This is a genomic window from Marilutibacter maris (assembly GCF_003233695.1).
GTDB lineage: Bacteria > Pseudomonadota > Gammaproteobacteria > Xanthomonadales > Xanthomonadaceae > Marilutibacter > Marilutibacter maris.
In genome coordinates this window covers 177,851-198,086 of record NZ_CP029843.1, presented here as the reverse complement: position 1 = coordinate 198,086, position 20,236 = coordinate 177,851, and the positions used below count along the sequence as shown (strand labels likewise).

16 protein-coding genes are annotated in these 20,236 nt (G+C 69.9%); 6 read left to right on the top strand and 10 right to left on the bottom strand.

Annotated elements, in window-relative coordinates; genetic code table 11:
* Positions 1–10 precede the first annotated feature (10 nt).
* A complete protein-coding gene (locus tag C9I47_RS00900) occupies positions 11–1,930 on the top strand; it encodes a beta-propeller domain-containing protein (protein ID WP_111265061.1) in 1,920 nt (639 codons plus the stop codon).
* A 121-nt stretch (positions 1,931–2,051) separates the two neighbouring features.
* Here C9I47_RS00900 and C9I47_RS00895 read toward each other — a convergent pair whose 3' ends face one another.
* The 3 genes from C9I47_RS00895 to C9I47_RS00885 form a co-directional block, all read right to left on the bottom strand.
* On the bottom strand, positions 2,052–3,725 hold the full coding sequence (locus C9I47_RS00895; RefSeq protein WP_111265060.1) for a M56 family metallopeptidase: 1,674 nt from the start codon (positions 3,723–3,725) through the stop codon (positions 2,052–2,054).
* A gap of 3 nt (positions 3,726–3,728) precedes the next feature.
* Positions 3,729–4,115, bottom strand: coding sequence for a BlaI/MecI/CopY family transcriptional regulator (locus C9I47_RS00890; RefSeq protein WP_111265059.1), 387 nt, complete (start codon positions 4,113–4,115; stop codon positions 3,729–3,731).
* A gap of 268 nt (positions 4,116–4,383) precedes the next feature.
* Positions 4,384–7,038: an alpha-amylase family glycosyl hydrolase gene (locus C9I47_RS00885; protein ID WP_111265058.1), complete on the bottom strand. Its 2,655-nt coding sequence runs from the start codon at positions 7,036–7,038 to the stop codon at positions 4,384–4,386.
* A 285-nt stretch (positions 7,039–7,323) separates the two neighbouring features.
* Here C9I47_RS00885 and C9I47_RS00880 point away from each other — a divergent pair, with 285 nt between their 5' ends.
* Positions 7,324–10,113 carry a TonB-dependent receptor gene (locus C9I47_RS00880; protein WP_111265057.1) on the top strand — a complete coding sequence of 930 codons (2,790 nt, stop codon included), beginning with the start codon at positions 7,324–7,326 and terminating at the stop codon, positions 10,111–10,113.
* A gap of 96 nt (positions 10,114–10,209) precedes the next feature.
* Here C9I47_RS00880 and C9I47_RS00875 read toward each other — a convergent pair whose 3' ends face one another.
* The 3 genes from C9I47_RS00875 to glk all read right to left on the bottom strand — a co-directional run bounded on the left by C9I47_RS00875 (position 10,210) and on the right by glk (position 12,048).
* Positions 10,210–10,431 carry a hypothetical protein gene (locus tag C9I47_RS00875; RefSeq protein ID WP_111265056.1) on the bottom strand — a complete coding sequence of 74 codons (222 nt, stop codon included), beginning with the start codon at positions 10,429–10,431 and terminating at the stop codon, positions 10,210–10,212.
* Positions 10,432–10,629: 198 nt separating this feature from the next.
* Positions 10,630–10,944 carry a hypothetical protein gene (locus tag C9I47_RS00870; protein ID WP_111265055.1) on the bottom strand — a complete coding sequence of 105 codons (315 nt, stop codon included), beginning with the start codon at positions 10,942–10,944 and terminating at the stop codon, positions 10,630–10,632.
* An 81-nt stretch (positions 10,945–11,025) separates the two neighbouring features.
* The gene (gene glk / locus C9I47_RS00865; RefSeq protein ID WP_111265054.1) at positions 11,026–12,048 is read right to left on the bottom strand and encodes a glucokinase; all 1,023 of its coding nucleotides are present in this window, start codon (positions 12,046–12,048) and stop codon (positions 11,026–11,028) included.
* Between the two features lie 168 nt (positions 12,049–12,216).
* Here glk and C9I47_RS00860 point away from each other — a divergent pair, with 168 nt between their 5' ends.
* A complete protein-coding gene (locus C9I47_RS00860) occupies positions 12,217–13,029 on the top strand; it encodes an undecaprenyl-diphosphate phosphatase (RefSeq protein ID WP_111265053.1) in 813 nt (270 codons plus the stop codon).
* Between the two features lie 79 nt (positions 13,030–13,108).
* On the top strand, positions 13,109–13,942 hold the full coding sequence (locus tag C9I47_RS00855; RefSeq protein WP_190238565.1) for an META and DUF4377 domain-containing protein: 834 nt from the start codon (positions 13,109–13,111) through the stop codon (positions 13,940–13,942).
* Between the two features lie 52 nt (positions 13,943–13,994).
* Here C9I47_RS00855 and C9I47_RS00850 read toward each other — a convergent pair whose 3' ends face one another.
* The 4 genes from C9I47_RS00850 to C9I47_RS00835 form a co-directional block, all read right to left on the bottom strand.
* A complete protein-coding gene (locus C9I47_RS00850) occupies positions 13,995–14,693 on the bottom strand; it encodes a hypothetical protein (RefSeq protein WP_111265051.1) in 699 nt (232 codons plus the stop codon).
* Positions 14,693–15,571, bottom strand: a complete 879-nt coding sequence (locus tag C9I47_RS00845; RefSeq protein ID WP_145985390.1) for a hypothetical protein — start codon at positions 15,569–15,571, stop codon at positions 14,693–14,695. The genes C9I47_RS00850 and C9I47_RS00845 overlap by 1 nt, the downstream gene beginning before the upstream one ends.
* Before the next feature lie 167 nt (positions 15,572–15,738).
* The gene (locus C9I47_RS00840) at positions 15,739–16,392 is read right to left on the bottom strand and encodes a YbhB/YbcL family Raf kinase inhibitor-like protein (protein ID WP_111265049.1); all 654 of its coding nucleotides are present in this window, start codon (positions 16,390–16,392) and stop codon (positions 15,739–15,741) included.
* Between the two features lie 130 nt (positions 16,393–16,522).
* Positions 16,523–18,592 (bottom strand): tetratricopeptide repeat protein, encoded by a 2,070-nt coding sequence (locus C9I47_RS00835; protein ID WP_111265048.1) that lies wholly within the window; start codon positions 18,590–18,592, stop codon positions 16,523–16,525.
* On the opposite strand from C9I47_RS00835, the gene C9I47_RS17380 reads away from it, so the two are divergent.
* Both C9I47_RS17380 and C9I47_RS17375 read left to right on the top strand, forming a co-directional pair.
* Positions 18,576–18,806 carry a hypothetical protein gene (locus C9I47_RS17380; protein ID WP_145985389.1) on the top strand — a complete coding sequence of 77 codons (231 nt, stop codon included), beginning with the start codon at positions 18,576–18,578 and terminating at the stop codon, positions 18,804–18,806. The two genes, C9I47_RS00835 and C9I47_RS17380, sit on opposite strands and share 17 nt — an antisense overlap.
* A gap of 238 nt (positions 18,807–19,044) precedes the next feature.
* Positions 19,045–19,278 (top strand): hypothetical protein, encoded by a 234-nt coding sequence (locus C9I47_RS17375; RefSeq protein ID WP_145985388.1) that lies wholly within the window; start codon positions 19,045–19,047, stop codon positions 19,276–19,278.
* Positions 19,279–20,236: the final 958 nt, after the last annotated feature.

Below are 20,236 nucleotides of genomic sequence, written 5' to 3'. Positions count from 1 at the left end.
GGAGATTTTCATGAGCACAAAGGGAATTGCCTTGCCCGTCGCCCTCTGCCTGGCGGCGCTGTTGTCGCCGTGCACGCCGGCTACGGCGTCCGGGGACACGCTGAACGCGTTCTCGAACGACGAGGAGATCCTTGAGCAGTGGCGCGCCTGGCAAAACACGCTGAACAAAGTACGCCAGCAGCAGGCGCGCGCATTGCCCATGCCTCCCGCGGAGCCTCCACTCGAAGCGACTGTGCTCGAAAAAATCGCGGTCACCGGCTCAAAGATCGCGCCGGTGGACCTGGTCTCGATCACCAACGTACAGACCCAGGGCGTCGACGAGGGCGACATCGTCAAAGCCAGCGGCGAGCATCTGCTGATCCTCCGCCGCGGCCGTCTGTTCAGCGTGCGCATCGGCAACGACACCCTGCAGCCGGTCGCCTCCATTGATGCCTTCGCACCCGGTAGCGACCCGTCCGGAACCTGGTACGACGAGATGCTGCTGGCCGGCCGCACGATCCTGGTGATCGGCTACAGCTACGATCGTGGCGGCACCGAGATCGGCATGTTCGAGCTCGGCGAAGACGGCTCGCTGGCCTACCGCGCGACCTACCATCTGCGCAGCGACGATTACTACTCGGCACGCAACTATGCGAGCCGTCTGCTTGACCGCACCCTGATCTTCTATTCGCCGATACCGATCGATCTCGACGCAGCCTCGCCTACCGTGTCCATGGCCGCCCTGCGTCGCTGGCGGCGCGACAGTACTCCCACCGATTTCATGCGGATCCTGCCCGCGCAGTCCATCTACCGGGTGCCGGGGATTGAACCGACCCGGGTCGGCGATTTCTACAATCTGACCCTGCATACGGTCAACCGCTGCGAGCTGGGCGGCGACACGATGGACTGCCGGGCCACTGCGATACTGGGCCCTCGGGGCCGGGTCTTCTACGTCTCGCAATCGGCGGTCTACCTGTGGACGAAGGCATGGCAGGATGATTCCATCGAGACTGAGTCATCGATGCTGTTCCGACTGCCGCTGGATGGCGGTGCGCCCACCGCGCTTCGCACCAGCGGCACTCCGCTCGACCAGATGTCCTTCCTGGAGCACGACGGCTTCATCAACGTATTGGTCGGCAGCGAATCGGATGGCGAGGGCATGTGGTCCTCCTACAGTCGCGCGGGGGAACTGGCACTGTTGCGAGTGGCCATCGACCGGCTCGGCGACGGGAGCGAGGCCGCGAGCGGTGCCGACTACCAGCCCCTGCCCGGTGCCGACACCGAGCAATCCTGGGTCTCCGGCCGCTTCATCGGCGACTGGCTGGTCTACGGCAGCGGCGAGTCCTGGGACAACGAAGAAGCGCCGCGCAGGCATGCCTACGCCCTGCGCTATGGCGAACGCGGTACGCCGGTGGCAATCGGCGTCGGCCATGATGTCCAGCGCATCGACGCGCTGGGGCACGATGCGATCCTGGTCGGCCCGGCCGGGCCCGACCTGCACTTCACCGGTGTCCGTCTCGACCGCTCCGCGTCGGCGGTCAGCGCCTACGTCCATCCCGACAGCACCCAGGGCGACGATCGCACCCACGGATTCTTCTACCGTCCGACCGGGGACGCGGAGGGTATCGTCGGCCTGCCAGCGCTGCACTTCGATGGCGACGGCGAGGGGGACGGCGCCAGCGTGGTCTACCTGCGCAACCGGCAACTGCAGTTGCGCGGCATGGGTACGCTGGATGCCGGCAAAGGTGACACCCTCGAAGATGCCTGCGTGATCAGCTGCGTCGACTGGTACGGCAACGCCCGCCCGATCTTCATCGGCGACCGGGTGTTCGCCTTGATGGGTTACGAACTGGTCGAGGGCCGCGTGCGGGGCGAACGGGTCTTCGAACGCAGGCGCACGAACTTCTTCGTGCCCGTGACCAGGGCTTCCTCACCGGTGATCGACGACTAACGCGAGGGCACCCGGGTGCAGGTTCCGGGCCCGGATACCGGGCATCGAACGAAACGAACCCCGGACGCATTCCTGCATCCGGGGCCCGATCGCGGCCACTTGAGCCGGTAAGCGCGGCGGCTCAGAGCCGCTTGGCGGCGCCGCTGGCCAGGGCGTTCTCCAGCAGGCGCTGCACGCCCTCCTCGGCACGGCGGCTGGCTTCGGCCTGGCGGGCACCGAGCTCGCTCTGCTGGCGGCCCAGCTCGGCCTGGCGCTGGCCCAGTTCGCGCTGGCGGGCGCCGAGTTCCTGCTGGCGGGCGCTGATCTCGGCCCGCTCCTCGCGCTTGGCGTCGGCACGGCGGCCGGCGCCCTCGCGGGCACGCCGGGCGGTCTCCAGCGACAGCTCGGCCTGACGCATGCCCAGTTCGCCCTGCTCCCGGCCCAGCCGGCCCTGTTGCTCGCCGAGGCGGCCCTGGCGGTCGCCCAGCTCGCGCTGCTGGCGGCCCAGTTGTTCGACCGGTTCGTACAGCGCATCGAAGCGGCGCAGCAGGGCCGGATCGCTGATCAGGTAACGGGCATCGCCCTGCCGCAGCCACAGCCCCTCGTCGCCGTTGGCGACCGTGCGGCGCGCCTCGCGTAGATCGCCGATGGCGCCGTTGACGATGGCGGTCTCGTTGCCGTTGCGGAAGCGCACGTAGGCACGGGCGGGGTTGTCGCCGGACAGGTGCAACTGCCCGTGGACGACCTCGTCGGCATCGGTCACGGTGGTGGTGGTCGCAGTGGTCGCAGTGGTCGCGGTGGTGGTGGCAGAGGTGGCGAGCGCGGCCGTCGGCAGGGCGTCGGCGGACGCGGCGACCAGGCGCAGCGGCATCACCCCGACGAGGGCGACCAGCGACAGCAGCGCGATGGCGCCTGCGCGCGGGACGGGGGAGGCGTTCTGCAGCATGGTGAGTCTCCTCTTGAGGCTGTGGAAGGTGGGCGAGGCGCTGGCCAGCCCGGGTTGCGGAGAAGGCGCGGTGCCCAGCCGCAGCAGCAGGCGGCCGTAGTCGTGGCGGGCGCGTCCGGCATCGCCGACGACGGCGGCGTCGCAGGCGGCTTCGCGGGCGATGCCGTACTCCCGCACCGCCAGGTGCAGCAATGGATGGAAGAAGAACAGGTGGCGGGCCACGGTCGGCACCCAGCCCCACCACAGGTCGCCGCGGCGCAGATGCGCCAGCTCGTGGGTCAGCGCCATGTCGAGTTCATTCGCGTCCAGCGCGGTGCCGGCCGGCAGCAGCAGCACCGGCCGCCAGGCGCCGACCAATTGCGGCGAGCCGATCCGTTCCGACACGCGCAGTTCCGGCGCATCGCGCAGGCCGTGGGCCTCGGCCGCCAGCATCAGTGCCTGCACCAGCGCGACGTCGCGGCAGGGCACCGACGCCTGGAGCAGCGCGCGGCTGCGGCGCCAGTCGCGCCAGGTCGCCGCAGCCATCACCAGCACCCCGGCCAGCCACAAGGCGGCGACGATGGTCTGCCAGGACGGCACCAGCCAGGTCGCCGGGGTCGCCGCCGGCAACGCGGCGACATCACCGGTTGCCACGGCCGGCACCGCCAGCACCGAGGGGGCCGCCGCCGACGGCAGCCAGGGCAGTTCCAGCGGGCTGAGGAACAGGCCCAGCAAGGCCTGCAGGGCGACCAGCCACCACAGCCAGCACTGGCTGGCGGCGGGCAGCCGCGGCAGCAGGCGGCACAGGCTCCAGACCACGGCGACCAGCAGCGCGGTCTGCACGCCGGTCGCCAGCAGGCGCTCCAACCAGGAAGCGAGCAGGGTATCCATCGATCAGTCCTCCGAGCGCCGGGTCTGCAACTGCGCGACCAGCGCTTCGAGTTCGGCGAGCTCCTCGTCGCTGACCTCGCCGCGCTTGGACATCCAGGCCACGAACGGGCTGACCGAACCGTGCAGGGTCTTCTCGACGAAGCGGCCGACCGCGCCCTGCACCACGTCGTCCTCGCCGGCGGTGGCGGAATAGCCGTAGCGGCCGTCGACGCGGCGGCGCTTCAGATAGCCCTTGCCGCGCAGGCGCTCCATCATCGTCAGCACGGTCGAACGCGCCAGCCCGTGGGCCTCGCCGAAGCCGGCGGCGACCTCGGCCACCGAGGCCTCGCCGCGTTGGCCGATGTACTGCAGCAGGGCCAGCTCCTGGCCTCCGATGCTCCTGGCTTGCATGGTCCCGCGCCTCCGCCTGGATGACTACATGTGTAGTCACACTAGGATTGACTACAGATGTAGTCAAGCATGACCGATGGCAGGGGGGCTGTTTTCGCGCGGACTATCGACCGCGTGTCGACGACAGCGCGTCGACGACAGCGTGCCGACGGTCCTGCCCCGACCTGCTGGGATGCGGCGGCGGACGGGCCAGCTACGGACGGGCAGGTTGCGTGGCGGCCGATCCGACGCGGCGACCGGACCCCGCCGCCGCTCAGGGCCGGGGGCGCTATTCCAGTGTCACTTCGATCGCATCCATCACCCTGGGCGACTGCGCATCGCCGCCGCCGAAGCGCATCGGCCCGGCCTCGGGAGCGAGCGGGCGGTAGCCGCCGTCGTAGTCCCAGGTGGTGATGTACAGGACGGCGCCGGCCAGGTCGGCGGGCGAGGCGAACGCGGTCGCCGGGAAGATCGCGGTGATGGTGGCGGCGCCGCGGTCGACCGCGATCGTCGGCACCGGGGTGACCGCCGCCCCCTCGTTGTCGGCATCGGCGCCGTCGGCGGTCGTGAGCGCGTTCGACCAGCCGTGTGCGCGCCAGCGGTAGTGCCAGCGGCGGCCGTCGGGCAGGCGCGCCTGCTGCTGCGGCATCACCGTGGCGCCGCCATCGCGACCGGGCAGCGACAGATAGGCGGTGAACGCGACATGGTCGAAGCCGTTGGCCGGGTGCCAGGCTTCGCTGATATCGGCCATCGTGATCTCGACCCGCAGCGCGCCACCGGCGCTCCAGGCGCGGACGCGGCGGATGTCGGCCGGGCGCAGCGCGCGCCAGCCGGGCCCGGTCGGATAGACGTAGCCACCGTCGGGGCCGGTGTCGTCGCCGGCCGGGTCGTCGCGTTCGGCCCGCAAGCGCCAGTCCAGGGCGACGCGGAACGCGCCGGCCGCACTGCTCGCGCCGCGGTCCGGGTCGTGGGCGACCAGGCGGTGGACGGTCGCCGGGTCGATCATCGCGTCGCTGCGGACCCGCGCCCGCCAGCGGCCGTCGGCGGCCACCGTCACCGTCTGCGCGCTGCCGAGGTCGCCGTCGATCACCAGTTGCAGGCGTCGCGAACCCGGCGCTTCGCCATGGACCTCGAAGTCGCCGCGGACCGGCGCCGCCGGCAACGGATCCAGTCGCGGCAGGGCGGCGGGCGCATCGAGCGTGGAAGCCGCCACAGCCGCTTCTGCCCGCCACACCTTGCCGCTGCGTGGCGGCAGCACCAGGCTCAGCGCGCCATCCGCGCCGACTTGGAGGTCGCGCGGATCGCCGTCGATCGCGAACACCCCGCGCAACCACGTCCCCGGCGCCAGCCCGGTATCGAGTCGATCCAGCAGCACCGGGGTGTCGGCGCTGTTGAGCACGACCAGGGCGCGGCCGTCGTCGCCGTCCATGCGCCAGGCGATCGCGCCCGAGCGCGCGGCGTTGGCGGTCAATACCGTCGGTCGGCCGCGCGAGAATGCGCGATTGCCGCGACGCAACGCGATCGCGCGTTGCAGGTAGCGGTACAGCGGCGCATCGGTGGCGAAGTGGTCGCGGCCGCCGCTGCCATGACCGGCGGCGAACATCGACGGTCGTTGCGTGGCGAAGCCCTGCTCGGTGCCGTAGTAGATCACCGGGATGCCGGGCAGGGTCAGCATCGCCAGCAGCGCCTGCTTCAGCCCGGCCTCGCTGCCGCCGGCCAGGAAGCGATCCACATCATGGTTGTCGACGAAGCTCGGCATCCGCCACGGATCGGCGTGCAGCGCCATCATCGAGTCGATCCGGTAGGCCAGTTCGGCACTGGGACGGCCGCGCGCGAACACCTCGCCGAGACTGCCGTACAGCGGGAAATTGATCATCGACGGCAGCCCGCCCGGGGTGCGCATGTAGCCATCGAGCTTGCGCGCCTGCGCGTCGGCGAAGGCCTTGTCGCTGCCGAAACCCTCACCGAACGCGAGGAAGTCGTCGCGACCGGTGGCGGCGGCGACGCGGGCGACGCCCGGCGCCTGCGGCTCGTCTGCATGCAGGAAGTCGGCGAAGAAGTCCGCGGGCACGTGGAAGGCGGTGTCGACCCGGAACGCATCCACCCCGACCTCGCGAATCCAACGGCCGTAGCTCTCACGCAGCGCGCGCCGCACCGCCGGGTTCTCCGTGTTCAGGTCGTCCAGGTCGGCCAGCTGGCCGTCGAGTTCCTGGCGTCGGTCGGTGTAGTCGGCGATCGGCGCGGTCCAGTGGTAGATCGCGGCGGCACGGTCTCCGGCATCGGCGGGATCGTTGCGGTCGAACGGCGGCTGCGCCGGCGCGCTCCGGCCCTGAGGATCGCTGCGCAGATGGCAGCGCGCGGCGGCGGTATCGGCCGCACCGGCACGGTCGCAGGCGAGCCAGTCGCCGGTATGGTTCACCACCACGTCCTGGATCAGGTACATGCCGCGCGCGTGCAGCCCCCGCGACAGCGCGCGGTAGTCGTCGAGGCGGCCGTAGTGGGGGTCGACCGCGGAGAAGTCGCTGGCCCAGTAGCCGTGATAGCCGCTGAAGCTGCGCGACGGGTTCAGCCACTGGTTGGCGACCGGCGGGGTGATCCACAGCGCGGTCGCGCCGAGCCCGCGGATGTAATCCAGGCGCCGGTTCAGCCCGCGCAGGTCGCCGCCGCTGTAGCGGCCGCCGTCGGCAGGGTCGTACTCGCCGACGCCCTGGTCGTTGTTGGACGGGTCGCCGTCGTCGAAGCGGTCGACCATGGCGAAGTAGACGACCTGGTCGCGCCAGTCCGGCGAGGCGACATGCAGTTTGCCGGCATGCAGCTCACCGGCACGCAAGCCGTCGGCACGCGGTTCGCCGGCGCTGACCGGCGCCGTCGCCGACACCATTGCCAGCGCGGTCAGCCACGCGAGCGACGACGGCAGCGGCCTGGATTTGGATCGATCCTGCATGACATCCCCCGTCGCGGCACCGAGGTCACATGTTCCCCGCCGCCGCCACCGCGGCGCGAGTGCAAACGTCTGCAACTTCAGTGAATACGTTTGCAACGTCCATTGTGCAGCTGCACCCGCGTCTACTATCGCCCCACGCCAGATTCCGGAGCGGCCCGAACGCCGGCTCCGTGGTGCCGCCGGGGGCGGCGTCCGAGGCGTTTTTCGGGCCTGCCGGGACAAGGACGCACAGACGTCCGCCGTTCGAACCACCGGCGGCCAACACCAACCGTGTGGAGGGGAAGCATGTTGCAACTCAGGCGTAATCTACTCAGCGTGGCGCTGGCCTCGGCGGCCGCGCTGATGGCGACGGGCGTGCACGCACAGTCCGCCGCCGAGCCTGCCAACGATCAGGAAACCGGCAACGACGCGTCGGCGCAGACGTCCGACACCACCACGCTCGACAGCGTGGTCGTCACCGGCATCCGCGCCGGCATCGAAAGCGCGATCTCGTCGAAGAAGGAGTCGACCTCGATCGTCGAGGCGATCTCGGCCGAGGACATCGGCAAGCTGCCTGACATCAGCATCGCCGAGTCGCTCGCCCGCCTGCCCGGCCTGGCCGCGCAGCGCGTCGCCGGACGCGCGCAGGTGATCAGCGTGCGCGGCCTGTCGCCGGACTTCGCGACCACCCTGCTCAACGGCCGCGAGATGGTCAGCACCGGCGACAACCGCAGCGTCGAGTTCGACCAGTACCCCTCCGAGCTGTTCAACAGCGTCACCATCTACAAGACCCCGGACGCGGCGCTGATCGGCCAGGGCCTGTCGGGCACGATCGACATGCGTACCGTGCGCCCGCTCAGCCACAGCGAGCCGGTGATCTCGATCGGCGGCCGCTACCAGCGCAACTCGCTGGGCTCGGCGGCCAATGCCGACGACGACGGCAACCGCTTCAACGCCAGCTACATCGACCAGTTCGCCGACAACACCTTCGGCTTCGCGATCGGCTACTCGCACTCCGAGACGCCGATCCAGGAGAACCAGGTCGGCCTGTACGAGCCATGGAAGGACAGGGAATCGGACGGCAGTGCGCTGAATCGGCCCGGGCTGCCGCCGTTCACCTACTACTCCGACGGCATCAAGGCGCTGCGCCGCACCGGCGAGACCGAGCGCGACGGCGTGATGGCGACCCTGCAGTACCGCCCGTCCAATGCCTGGAACAGCACCCTCGACCTGTTCTACTCCAAGGCCGAGCAGGTCGACACCGCCAACCAGTTCGAGGTCAACCTGGGCAACTACAACGGCGGTTACACGCCGGGCCTGGACATCCTCGATCCGGAGATCAACGGCAACGGCACCTTCACCGGCGGCACCGTGACCGGCGTGTACCCGCTGGTGCGCGGCATGTACAACAAGCGCGAGGACAAGATCCGCGCGTTCGGCTGGAACAACGAGTTCAACGTCGGCATGGTGCAGCTGGTCGCCGACGTCAGCTACTCCAAGGCCACCCGCGACGAGATCAACCTGGAGAACAACACCCAGCTGGCGCCGATGCCGCAGTTGGACAGCCTGCGCCTGGACTACTCCAACCGCGACTTCTCGCAGATCGTGCCCGGACTGGACTACTCCAACCCCGGCGCGCTGTTCCTGACCAACACCATCTACGGCTCCGGCTACGGCAAGGTGCCGCAGGTCGAGGACGAGCTGCGCGGCTACCGCTTCGCCGCGCTGATGCCGGCGCCGCAGGCACTGAGCTGGCTCTCCGACATCGAGGTCGGCATCAACTACTCCGATCGCGAGAAGAACAAGCGCCAGCCCGAGGGCAACATCCTGCTCGGCGCGCAGGGCGACACCACCATCGCCGACGACCTGCAGTACGGCCTGGTCGACCTGGGCTTCGCCGGCATCGGCCGGATCCCGACCTGGAACGTGCCCGGCGCGGTCTCGCGCTACATGGTGTTCAACCCGACCGAGGACGCCTCCTACCTGGTCTCCAAGGCGTGGACGGTCAACGAGAAGATCACCACCGGCTACGTGCAGGCCGACATCAACACCCAGTGGGGCTCGGTGCCGGTGCGCGGCAACATCGGCGTCCAGCTCCAGCACACCGACCAGTCCTCCAACGCGAACTACTGGGACGGCACCCAGCCGGCCGGCAGCAACGTGCGACCGTTCGAGGACGGCAAGACCTACACCGACGTGCTGCCGAGCCTGAACCTGGCGTTCGAGCTGCCGCACGAGCAGACCCTGCGCGTCGCCCTGGCGCGCCAGCTGGCGCGCGCCCGCGTCGACCAGATGCGCGCCGCGCTGGAGTTCGGCGTCGACAGCTCGACAGGCCGCCCCGGCGCCAGCGGCGGCAACCCGCGTCTGGACCCGTGGAAGGCCAACGCACTGGACATCTCCTACGAGAAGTACTTCGGCAACCGCGCCTATGTCGCCGCCGCCTACTTCTACAAGGACCTGCGCAGCTACATCTTCACCGAGACCCGTGACGGCTACGACTTCAGCGATCTGGTCGCCGACTACGTGCCGCCGCCGGGCTCGCCCCCGGCGCAGACCACCGGCAACTTCACCGCCCCGTACAACGGCAAGGGCGGCAAGCTGCAGGGCCTGGAACTGAGCGCGTCGCTGCCGCTGGACCTGCTGTGGGAGCCGCTGCAGGGCTTCGGCATCATCGCCAGCGCCAGCTTCAACGACAGCGACATCAAGATCCGCGATCCGGAAAGCGCGTCCAGCGTGGGCGACGGCGACATCAGCCTGCCGGGCCTGTCGGACGAGGTGTACAACCTGACCGCCTACTTCGAGCGCAACGGCTTCGAGGCGCGGGTCAGCCAGCGCAAGCGTTCGGACTTCATCGGCGAGATCGGCAACTTCGCCGGCAACCGCACGCTGCGCTACGTGGTCGGCGAGGACATCATCGACGCCCAGGTCAGCTATACCTTCCCCGAAGGCAGCCGCCTGGGCGGCGTCAGCCTGCTGCTGCAGGCGCAGAACCTGACCAACTCCCCGTACCAGACCTACGCCGCCAGCAAGGACCGGCCGCTGGAGTACATCGAGTGGGGCCGCACCTACCTGTTCGGCGTCAACGTCAAGTTCTGACCTCGAGCGCGCGGATGTCCCCAGCGGGCATCCGCCGCGGACAGCACCCACCGACATCCCTGCCCCGCCGGCCTCCGGCGGGGTTTTTTTGTGGCGTCAGCGGCCGTGGATACGGCGGATCAGGCGCCAGCCCCTCCGGGCAAAGGAATGAACGGCAAGCACCGTCATCACCAGCATGCAGAGCATCCCCGAAACGATCGCCAGCCCCATCAGGAACAGCGCGAACAGGAACAGCCAGTCCTGTTCCGCCATCCGACCGATGAACCCCAGGACGAAGGCGAGCACTGCGACCCCGACGGCCGCGAACGCATAATCCAAGCACCCGGTAGTAGACCGGGTCTTCGCGCCTCATATGCGACGCGATCAGGGCAAACAGCGATCTCATGCGCGGCCCCTCGATGGCAGCGACCGCACCGCCGTGCCCGGACCGGCACGCCGCCTTTCCGGCATCGCAACGAGCCCGCTCAACCACCGCCTCACGGTTGCAGGCGTTCGAGCAGACGCCCATTCGCTCTCTCAGGTTCGGCTCGGCCGCGTTCCGGCAGACGCGGCACGACGCGCGCGCCGTCCATGCCGGAACTCGCATATGTGCCCCAGGATCAGGCCCAACAGACAGGCGGACGCCGCGAGCCAGGCCCCGAACCCGCCTATCGCGTCCTCGGGCAGGATCAGACACCCTTTGAACACGAACAGGACCCAGGCAACCGGGAATACGATCGTCCAGCCGCGCCCCAGGCGGGCATGTATGCGCAGCAGCCCGAAGGCCACCGCCAACGCCACCGCGCAGATCGCCACGATGACAATTCCATTGTCCATGCCTGCCTCCTGCATCCTGCGTGCCCAGCCGGCAGTGGTGCATGCCGACGGCGACCGCCGCATCTTCGCACGGACCGAAGACCGAACCGGCAGTGCTCAGCCGTTCGAACTTCCCCGCATCGACATCGCCGCGCCGAGCAGGCCCGGGTAGGGGTGGGTGATCGCCTGCACGGCGATCGCTTCCAGGTAGGCGACGAAGCGGCCCTTGGCGAGGAAGCGCTCGCGGAACGCGCTGCTGCGCAGGAACGGCAGGAAGCGCGGCACCATGCCGCCGGCGATGGTCACGCAGCGCGCGCCGTGGACCAGGGCGATGTCGCCGGCGACGCTGCCCAGCACCGCGCAGAAGCGGGCCAGCGCGCGCCGCGCGGCCTGGTCGTGGCCATCCAGCGCCAGTGCGACCACCTCGGCCGGCGCGCGCAGCACCGCGGCGCGGTCGGCCGGCTCGCCGCGCAGCACCGCGTCGATGCACGACAGGCCCTGGCCGCACAGCAGGCGTTCGTTGGATACCCGCCCGTGGCGAGCGGACAGCCAGCGCGCGATCGCTTCCTCCTCCTCGCCCAGCGGCGCGAAACTGGCATGCCCGCCCTCGGTCTCGACCACCTGCCAGCCGTCCTGCGCGGAACCGACCAGCATCCCCACCCCCAGTCCGGTGCCCGGGCCGAGCACGCTGATCGGCCCCTGGCCGGTGGCCTCGGCGGGGCCGTACAGGTGCACGCGATCGTCCGCCTGCAGCGCCGGCACCGCCCAGGCGACCGCGCCGAAGTCGTTGACCATCCGCAACCGCCGCAGGCCCAGCGCCTCGCGCAGCTCGGACTGGCTGAACGACCAGGCGCGGTTGGTCAGGCGGATCTCGTCGTGGCCGACCGGACAGGCGACCGCGATCGCGGCGCGGCGCGGGCGGGCGCCGGTCAGCGCCAGGTAATGCTCGATCGCATGGCGCAGGCTGGCGAAGTCGGCGTTGGCCAGGGTCAGCGGCGCATGCATCCGCGGCGCCGTGCCGTCGATGTCGGCCAGTGCGAAGCGCGCATTGGTGCCACCGATGTCGCCGACCAGCACCGCGTCCGGACCGGCTTCGGCGGCGCTGGCCGGGTCGTGCTGGGGAACGGAACTGTCGTGCATGCCTGGACCGGTTCTATGGCGGAAACCACAGCCTAAACGCAGGCGCCGGTCGCCCCGGTCTGCATACGATTGCACCCGAGGCAGCGGCGCAGCACGCCCCCGGCTTACCCTCGCCGGGGGGCTGGCCTATCCTAGCCGGCCCGTCCCCAGTCCGTCCGCCCTCCGCCGATGCCCAGCCCTCTCGCCGTCTCCGACCTGCTGTCCGCCCTGCTGCTGGGCATTCTGGAGGGGCTGACCGAGTTCCTGCCGATCTCCAGCACCGGCCACCTGCTGATCGCCCAGCACTGGCTGGGCGCGCGCTCGGACCTGTTCAACATCGTGATCCAGGCCGGCGCGATCATCGCGATCACCCTGGTGTTCCGGCAACGGCTGTGGGCGCTGGCGACCGGCCTCGGCCAGCGCGAGAACCGGCTCTACCTGGCCAAGATCGCGCTCGCCTTCCTGGTCACCGCGGTGGTCGGACTGCCGGTGCGACTGGCCGGCTGGGAGCTGCCGGAGACGGTGTCGCCGGTCGCCGCGGCGCTGATCCTGGGCGGCGTGTGGATGCTGATCGCCGAACGCCTGGCCGAGCGGCGCGCGCCCAGCGCCGAGATCACCTGGAAGGTCGCGGTGCTGGTCGGCCTGGCCCAGGTGGTCGCCGGCGTGTTTCCCGGCACCTCGCGCTCGGCGGCGGCGATCTTCATGGCGATGCTGGCCGGCACCGGCCAACGCTCGGCGGCGACCGAGTTCGTGTTCCTGGTCGGCATCCCGACGATGTTCGCAGCCAGCGGCTATGCGCTGCTGGAGCACTTCATCGACGGCGGTGCGCAGCCGGAAGCCTGGGGCGAGCTGGGCCTGGCCTTCCTCGCCGCGGCGGTCACCGGCTTCGTGGTCGTGCGTTGGCTGCTGGGCTACATCAAGCAGCATCGCTACACGGTCTTCGCGTACTACCGGATAGCCTTGGGCGCCGCCCTGCTGCTGTGGCTGCCGACCGGCGGCTGAACGCCGGCGCCGCTGCGCAACCCCGCGGCCGGCGCCGGGCCGTTGCAGGGTGGGTCCGATTCCAATGGAGATCCCCCGCATGACCCTGTCCGCCTCCCTGCTTCGCCTGTCGCTGGCCGCCTCGATCGCCCTGGTCCTGGGCGCCTGCGACCCGCAGCCCGAAGCCCCGCCCTCGAATGCCGTGACCGCGGCCGAGCCGGACGCCGTCCAGGTCGAGCTCGGCGACTACGACTGGCGCCTGACCCGGGTGCTGGGCGCCGACGGCCAGGCCGGCAGCGGCCCGCTCGCCGATCCCGCCGTGATCGGGCGACCGCTCGAGCTGCAGTTCAAGGACGGCCGGCTGTCCAGCAACGGCGCCTGCAACATCATGGGCGGCGGCTACAAGGTCGAGGACGGCAAGCTGCGGATCGACGCGCTGATGCAGACCGAACGCGCCTGCCCGGGCGAGGTGCTGATGCCCGCCGATGCCGAACTGTCGGCCCTGCTCGAAGGCGGTCCGGATTTCGCCCAGGCCGGCCTGACCCCGCCGACCCTGACCCTGACCGCCGCCGACGGCCGCGCCCTGGTGTTCGAGGGCGTGCCGACGCCGGAAACCCGCTACGGCGGCGAGGGCACGCAGGTGTTCATGGAGGTCGCGGCCGAGCGCCAGCCCTGCTCGCATCCGCTGATTCCCGACATGAAGTGCCTGATGGTGCGCGAGGTCGAGTACGACGATGCCGGGGTGCAGACGCGGGTGTCCGAGGAGTGGCAGCCGCTGTACCAGGAGGTCGAGGGCTACGAGCACCAGCCGGGCGTGCGCAACGTGCTGCGCCTGAAGCGCTTCGACATCGCCAACCCGCCGGCCGACGCACCGTCGGTGGCCTATGTGCTCGACATGGTGGTCGAGTCGGAGATCGTTCCGGGCAAGGACTGACCGGCTCCCGGCCGCCCGGGCCCTGCCCGGGCGGCGACCTGTCGGTCGTCGGCTAGCGCAGCCTGTCCTCGAAGCGTTCTGCCACCGGGTCCCATTCGAACACCACGCCGGGGCAATACGGCGTCTGTGCCATCCGCAGCTGGGTGAGGCCGCGCTCCAGCACCACCTGCACCGTGTCCATCCCGCGGTTGCAGCCCGGCTGCGCCAGTTCGAGGGTCTGCCAGCGCTTGCCGCTGGACTTGTCCATCACCTCGATGGTGCGTACCGCCGCATCGCTCTCGTCCATCGGGACCTGGAAGTAGAACCGCTCGCTGGACGCCGCCTGCAGCAACGGGTGGCGCCCGGCCGGCCAGGCATCATCGGAGTCGAGATAGGCCACCAGTTCGAGTTCCAGCGGCAGCGCCTGGCGGCTGCGGTAGTCGGTCCAGGTGCCGGTGAGCCGGGCGGTGGAGCGGAAGAAGTCCGCGCGGTCGAAGCGCAGCCGGGCGACCGGCAGCCCGGCCGCATCGAGCTCGTCCATGCCGAGGTCGCGTGTCTGGTGCAGGAAGGCCGGCTTCAGCCTGATCGGCGTGCGATAACGGTCGTAGAAGTAGATCGCCCGCTGCACCGCATTGCGCCTCTCGACCACGAAGGTGATGTCGCTGCCACCGATGCGGCCGCTGTAGATCGCATACGAGGCCAACGCCGGCGAGGACGCGGCCAGCAGTGCGAGTCCGGCGAGCCACGCGCGCCATCCGCGGAAGAGTTCCATCAGAAGCGCTCCTCGCTCTGGCTCTGCAGTTCGAGCCGGTCGGGCTCGACGAAGCGGTAATGACGCCACTGGATGGTGCCGGCGCGGTAGTCGATACCGCTTTCCGGCCGCAGGCTGACCCGTCCCCCGGAACCGAACTCCAGCGCGCCCTGCGCCGCCAGCGCTTCGATCTGCGGGTCGCGGCCGTAGCCGCCCGCTTGCTGCCGGTAGACGAAGTAGTGCCGATGCTCGCCGGTGCGCGAGGGATCGTCGGCCCGCATCGGCATCGCCGAGAAGTCGACGATGCCGTCGCCGTTGAAGTCCTTCAGCACCAGGGTGTCGGTGCCGGAGAAGAACAGGTCCAGTCCGTCCAGCACCTGGACCGGCTCGCCGCTGGCGCGATCGATGACCGTGATGGCATCGACGCGGCCGGCATGTTCGCCCCGCGCCTTGCGCGCATGCACCCGGAAGTGGAAACGCGCATCGGACGGCCCCTGCAGCAGCTCGCCCTCGTAGCTGTCGTTCGCGTCGCTGGAGAACCGCGTCACCCGCTCGAGGCGGACCTCCCGTTGCGCGCGGCTGCGCAACTCTATCGAACGGCCGCGCAGGCTCTTCGCGCCGGGCACGAACGGACGCAACGCGATCGCCGACGTCGGCAGTCGCGGATCGCCCAGGACATTGATCATTAGGCTCTCGCCCTCGGTGTACGGCGTCTTTTCCAATGGCAGCAGCGTGCGCCGGTCTTCGTCGAACAGATAGCCGCCCATGCCGTCGAGCTGCCAGTCGTGGACCAGCAGCAGCTCCACCGGCGCGTCGCCGACCGTGCCCCGGTAGGTCGTGATCGGCCGTGCCTGGGCGAACACCGACCCCGCCAACGGCAACAGCGCCAATACGAGCACCCAGCCACTCCCGGCGCGGTGACGGCGGGCTTGAGCCCGGAATTGCTTTGTCAAACCCTGCTCCTTGCAGACCCGCCGCGCGGCGGTGCCTGAATCAGTCCGGACACGATGCGGCGGCCGACGGAATCAACCCCGCCGTGCCGGCAGGACCGCGCCAGCGCCGAAGTTCATTGCGCGTTCTCGCCGGCCACGTCCGGATGCAGCGAATAGGTCCCGTGGATCGAGGCCTCGGCCAGCACATGTCCGTGCATCGCCGCGAACACCTCGGCGGCGCTGAAGTCGTTGCCGGCCGCCAGCCCGCAATCGGACAGGCTGTCGACATCCAGCGCGAACAGGCGGAAGAAGTAGCGGTGCGGGCGCAGGTCGTTGGGCGGCGGGAACGGACCGTCGTAGCCGTGCCATTGGCCGGCCATGTCGGCATCACCGGCGAACCAGCCGGTGTAGTCGTTCAAGCCCTGGCGGGCGCCGGCCGGGCCGGCGGGCTCGCCCTTGCCGTGCGGCACGACACCGTCGCTGCAACTGCCGGCGGCGATCTCGCGCAGGTCGGCGGCGATATCGACCATCGCCCAGTGCACGAAGTCGCAGCGCGGCTGCGCGGCCGGAATCTCGACCCCGGGCTTGCCGACCATCTCGGCGACGGTCGGCACGTCCGGATCGATGCACAGCAGCGCGAACGAGCGGGTGCCCTCGGGCACCTCGTCCCAGGCCAGGTGCGGGTTGCGATTGGCCGCGAACCCGAAGCCGTCCGCGGTCGGTCGACCGGCGGCGAACTCGACCGGCAGGGGCTTGCCATTCTTGAAGCTGTCGCTGCGAATCTTCACGTCGTTCTCCCTTCGCTTCCAATCGAAAACCGGTTCGGGCCGCCGCAGAAACAGCGCAAGCCACGACCGCGCGTTCCCATCAACACCTCATCGCGGCTTACGCCGCTCCTACGGGCGCCTCCACGCCAGACTAGCGTGCCGGGTAGCCCAGCCGCTCAGCCACCGGCGCCAGTGCCGCGAACGCGGGCGCCAGCGCCCCGACGTAGTGGCGCCAGTGCCCGGCCGGGTAGCGGTCCGGCCCCTGCGCGCCGGCCGGCAGGGCCGGCAGCGACACCCCCAGCACATCGCTGAGCGACTGCGCGATCGCGGCGTTGTCATGGGCGATGTCGTCCAACCGGATCAGGCTGTGCGGGAACAGCCCGCCGTCGCGCAGATCGGCGATCTGGCCGAGCGTGCGCGCCATCCACTCGGCGGCGGCCTCCGGCGACTCGATCGCGAACGGCATCGGCGCACCGAACGCCAGCCAGTCCACCAGCATGTCGCGCGGGTCGCGCAGCGCGAAGATCAGCCGTGCTTCGGGCAGGTGCGGTCGCAGCGCGAGCAGCAGCGCGTTGTCCCACCACAGCAGCCAGTCGATGATGCGGCCGTCGCTGACGCCGCGGGTGGCGTGGGTCGCCCGCCACTGGTTGATCAGGAACGAGGGATCCAGCGAACCGTCGGTCAGCGCCGCGACGGTGCCGTAGCGCTGCATGGGATCGCGCGGCGGCTTGGAACCGAAGCGGTCGGCCAGCAACGGCAGGCGGGCATTGTCGAGGGTCAGCGCGACGCGCTCGACCAGCGAACCCGGCAACCCCCACAGGAAGGCGACGCCCGGCGCCTGCTCCGGCACCGGCGCCATCGCCGGCAGTTCCGGCAGCCCGTCGTTGAGCGGCGGCAACGGCAAGCGCTGCGACACCACCTCCGCGTGCAGTTCGGCCCAGGTCGCCGTGGCCGCGTCGTACTGGCCGGCGGCGTCGAAGGTGCGGCCGAGCAGCTGCCGCAGCATCCGCTTCACGTTCTCGTCCTTGGCCCGGGCCAGCAGGCTCTCGACCTGGGCGACCGCGGCGTCGGGGTCGCTGCGCATCAGGTTGTCGACCACGCGCAGCTCGGCGCCGGCGTGGCCGGGATTGATCTCGGTGATCCGACGCGCGATCGCGTCGGCCTGCTCGGTCTCGCCGACCTGCTGATGGATGGTCGCACGCGCCTCCAGCGCCGGCACGAAGTCCGGCATCGCCGCCAGCCAGCGCTCGACCACCTCGCGCGCGTTGTCGCTGGCGAAGGGTTCGAACATCAGCCGCGCGTACCACAGGTCGGCCGCGTCCGGATTCCCCGCCAGCAGCATCTCCAGGGTCGCGCGGGCATCGTCGGCCTGATCGCAACGACGCCAGGCTTCGGTCAGCGCGACCACCGTGCGGCGGTCGCGCGGCTGCTCGACCAGCACGCTCTTCAGTCGCACCACCGCACTGTCCGGACGCCCCGCCTCCAGCTCCATCTCGCCGATCAGGCGCCGCAGCGCCGGGCTGTCGCCGCCCTGGTCGAGGATCGGCAGCAGCTCGTCGACCGCCTCGCCCGGGCGGCCCTGGCGACGCACGAGGTCGGCGACCATCGCCCGCAACGGATTGGACGGATAGCGCTCGAGCAGGCCGCGGAAGGCCTGCTCGGCGAACGCGTAGTGGCCCTTGGCGGCGTAGGCGAAACCCAGCGCGTGACGCAGGATCGCCTCGTCGGGATGGCGCTGCGAGGCCTGGCTGAGGATCGACAGCGCACGGTCCGGGTTGCCGCGCCGCAGCGCCAGGGTGCCCTCCAGGGCGAGCACCTGCGGGTCTTCGGGCGCGATCCGGGCGGCGGTCTTGATCAGGCTCTCGGCCTGGTCGAGATCGCCACGCCCCACCGCCAGCTGCGCCTGCATCACGTAGGCCGGGAACTTGTTCGGATCCAGCCCGACCGCCTGCGCCAGCGACACCTGGGCCTCGTCCAGCGCGCGCTCGTCCAGCAGCAGACCGGCACGCTCCATGTGCGCCTGGGCGTCCTCCGGCAGCAGCTCGATGGCGCGGTCGATCGCCGCCAGCGCACCGGCGCGGTCGCCGCTCATGCGCAGTGCGGCCGACAACAGGCGCTGGGCGACCGGGTCCTGCGGCTGCGCCTCGACGACTTCACGGGCGGCGGTCACGGCTTCGGCGGCGGCGCCGCGGCGGAGGGCGTCGATGGTGGGTTCGTACATGGGACGGTTCGGATTCGGCGAAAACGCCGATTGTACCGGGCCGGCAGCATTCAAGCCGGCCCGGCCGGCCAGCCGTGCCGAGACCGACTTCCTGAACCGGGCTCCGCCGTTGCCGTTGCTCCTGATTCCCACCTTTGATCTCAAGATCAAAGGTTTCCGCCTTCGGCGGGTTCCTTTTGTCTTGGCAAAAGGAACCAAAACCGCCCGCTCCTGACGCCCGCCGGGTCGGCTGCGCCGCCCCGGTCCCCTGTGCGCCTCGAGGCCGGCGGCACGGCGGGCTTTAAGTCGCTGAAGGTCAAGGTCAACAGCCCTGCTTTTGATCTTCCTGAAAGCGAGCAGCCCGCATCGCCTGCAGACCCGGAGGGCGGCGCGCACGGACGCGCGCCGTTTTTCGGTCGAGCCAGGATGGCGAGTCGAAAAATCCTGGGACGCTCACCACTCACGATTGAGCCTTGTCGGGACGGCCCTTTCTTTTGGTGACTTTTCTTTGGGCCAGCAAAGAAAAGCCACCCGCCGCCTCGGTGGCGGAAGCCGTTGATCTTGATCTTGGCGATCCGGCCGCTCATCCAGAGCAGGCCAGTGCCTCCATTCCTGACCGGAGGTCATTGTCGATCACGATCAAAGGCTTCCGCCTTCGGCGGGTTCCTTTTGTCTTGGCAAAAGGAACCAAAACCGCCCGCTCCTGACGCCCGCCGGGCCGGCTGCGCCGTCCCGGTCCCCTGTGCGCCTCGAGGCCGGCGGCACGGCGCCCAAACTCGCTGCGCTCAAACATGGGCGCCTCTACGGCCGCCGTCCTTTCCGGTGCGCGGCGGGCTTTAAGTCGCCGAAGGTCAATGGCAACGCAACAGCCCTGCTTTTGATCTTCCTGAAAGCGAGCAGCCCGCATCGCCTGCAGACCCGGAGGGCGGCGCGCACGGACGCGCGCCGTTTTTCGGTCACGACAGGATGTCGTGTCGAAAAATCCCGGAAGGCCCTCCGCTCGCGATTTTGCTCCGTCGGGGAGGCCCTTTCTTTTGGTGACTTTTCTTTGGGCCAGCAAAGAAAAGTTACCCGCCGCCTGGGTGGCGGAAGCTGTTGATCTTGATCTTGGTGATCCGGCCACCCATCCGGAGCAGGCCAGGAAGCCCCCTTCCTGACCGGAGGTCTTCTCGATCGAGATCAAAGGCTTCCGCCTTCGGCGGGTTCCTTTTGTCTTGGCAAAAGGAACCAAAACCGCCCGCTCCTGACGCCCGCCGGGCCGGCTGCGCCGCCCCGGTCCCCTGTGCGCCTCGAGGCCGGCGGCACGGCGCCCAAACTCGCTGCGCTCAGACATGGGCGCCTCTACGGCCGCCGTCCTCTGCGGTGCGCGGCGGGCTTTAAGTCGCCGAAGGTCAACGGCAACGCAACAGCCCTGCTTTTGATCTTCCTGAAAGCGAGCAGCCCGCATCGCCTGCAGACCCGGAGGGCGGCGCGCACGGACGCGCGCCGTTTTTCGGTCGAGCCAGGATGGCGAGTCGAAAAATCCTGGGGCGCTCACCACTCACGATTGAGCCCTGTCGGGACGGCCCTTTCTTTTGGTGACTTTTCTTTGGGCCAGCAAAGAAAAGTTACCCGCCGCCTCGGGGGCGGAAGCCGTTGATCTTGATCTTGGCGATCCGGCCACCC

Excerpts from the sequence above, each read along its gene's own strand:
- C9I47_RS00900 (WP_111265061.1), top strand. The coding sequence starts at position 11 with ATGAGCACAAAGGGAATTGCCTTGCCCGTCGCCCTCTGCCTGGCGGCG.
- C9I47_RS00895 (WP_111265060.1), bottom strand. The coding sequence starts at position 3,725 with ATGGATACCCTGCTCGCTTCCTGGTTGGAGCGCCTGCTGGCGACCGGC.
- C9I47_RS00890 (WP_111265059.1), bottom strand. The coding sequence starts at position 4,115 with ATGCAAGCCAGGAGCATCGGAGGCCAGGAGCTGGCCCTGCTGCAGTAC.
- C9I47_RS00885 (WP_111265058.1), bottom strand. The coding sequence starts at position 7,038 with ATGCAGGATCGATCCAAATCCAGGCCGCTGCCGTCGTCGCTCGCGTGG.
- C9I47_RS00880 (WP_111265057.1), top strand. The coding sequence starts at position 7,324 with ATGTTGCAACTCAGGCGTAATCTACTCAGCGTGGCGCTGGCCTCGGCG.
- C9I47_RS00870 (WP_111265055.1), bottom strand. The coding sequence starts at position 10,944 with ATGCAGGAGGCAGGCATGGACAATGGAATTGTCATCGTGGCGATCTGC.
- glk (WP_111265054.1), bottom strand. The coding sequence starts at position 12,048 with ATGCACGACAGTTCCGTTCCCCAGCACGACCCGGCCAGCGCCGCCGAA.
- C9I47_RS00860 (WP_111265053.1), top strand. The coding sequence starts at position 12,217 with ATGCCCAGCCCTCTCGCCGTCTCCGACCTGCTGTCCGCCCTGCTGCTG.
- C9I47_RS00855 (WP_190238565.1), top strand. The coding sequence starts at position 13,109 with ATGACCCTGTCCGCCTCCCTGCTTCGCCTGTCGCTGGCCGCCTCGATC.
- C9I47_RS00850 (WP_111265051.1), bottom strand. The coding sequence starts at position 14,693 with ATGGAACTCTTCCGCGGATGGCGCGCGTGGCTCGCCGGACTCGCACTG.
- C9I47_RS17380 (WP_145985389.1), top strand. The coding sequence starts at position 18,576 with ATGGTGGGTTCGTACATGGGACGGTTCGGATTCGGCGAAAACGCCGAT.
- C9I47_RS00835 (WP_111265048.1), bottom strand. The coding sequence starts at position 18,592 with ATGTACGAACCCACCATCGACGCCCTCCGCCGCGGCGCCGCCGCCGAA.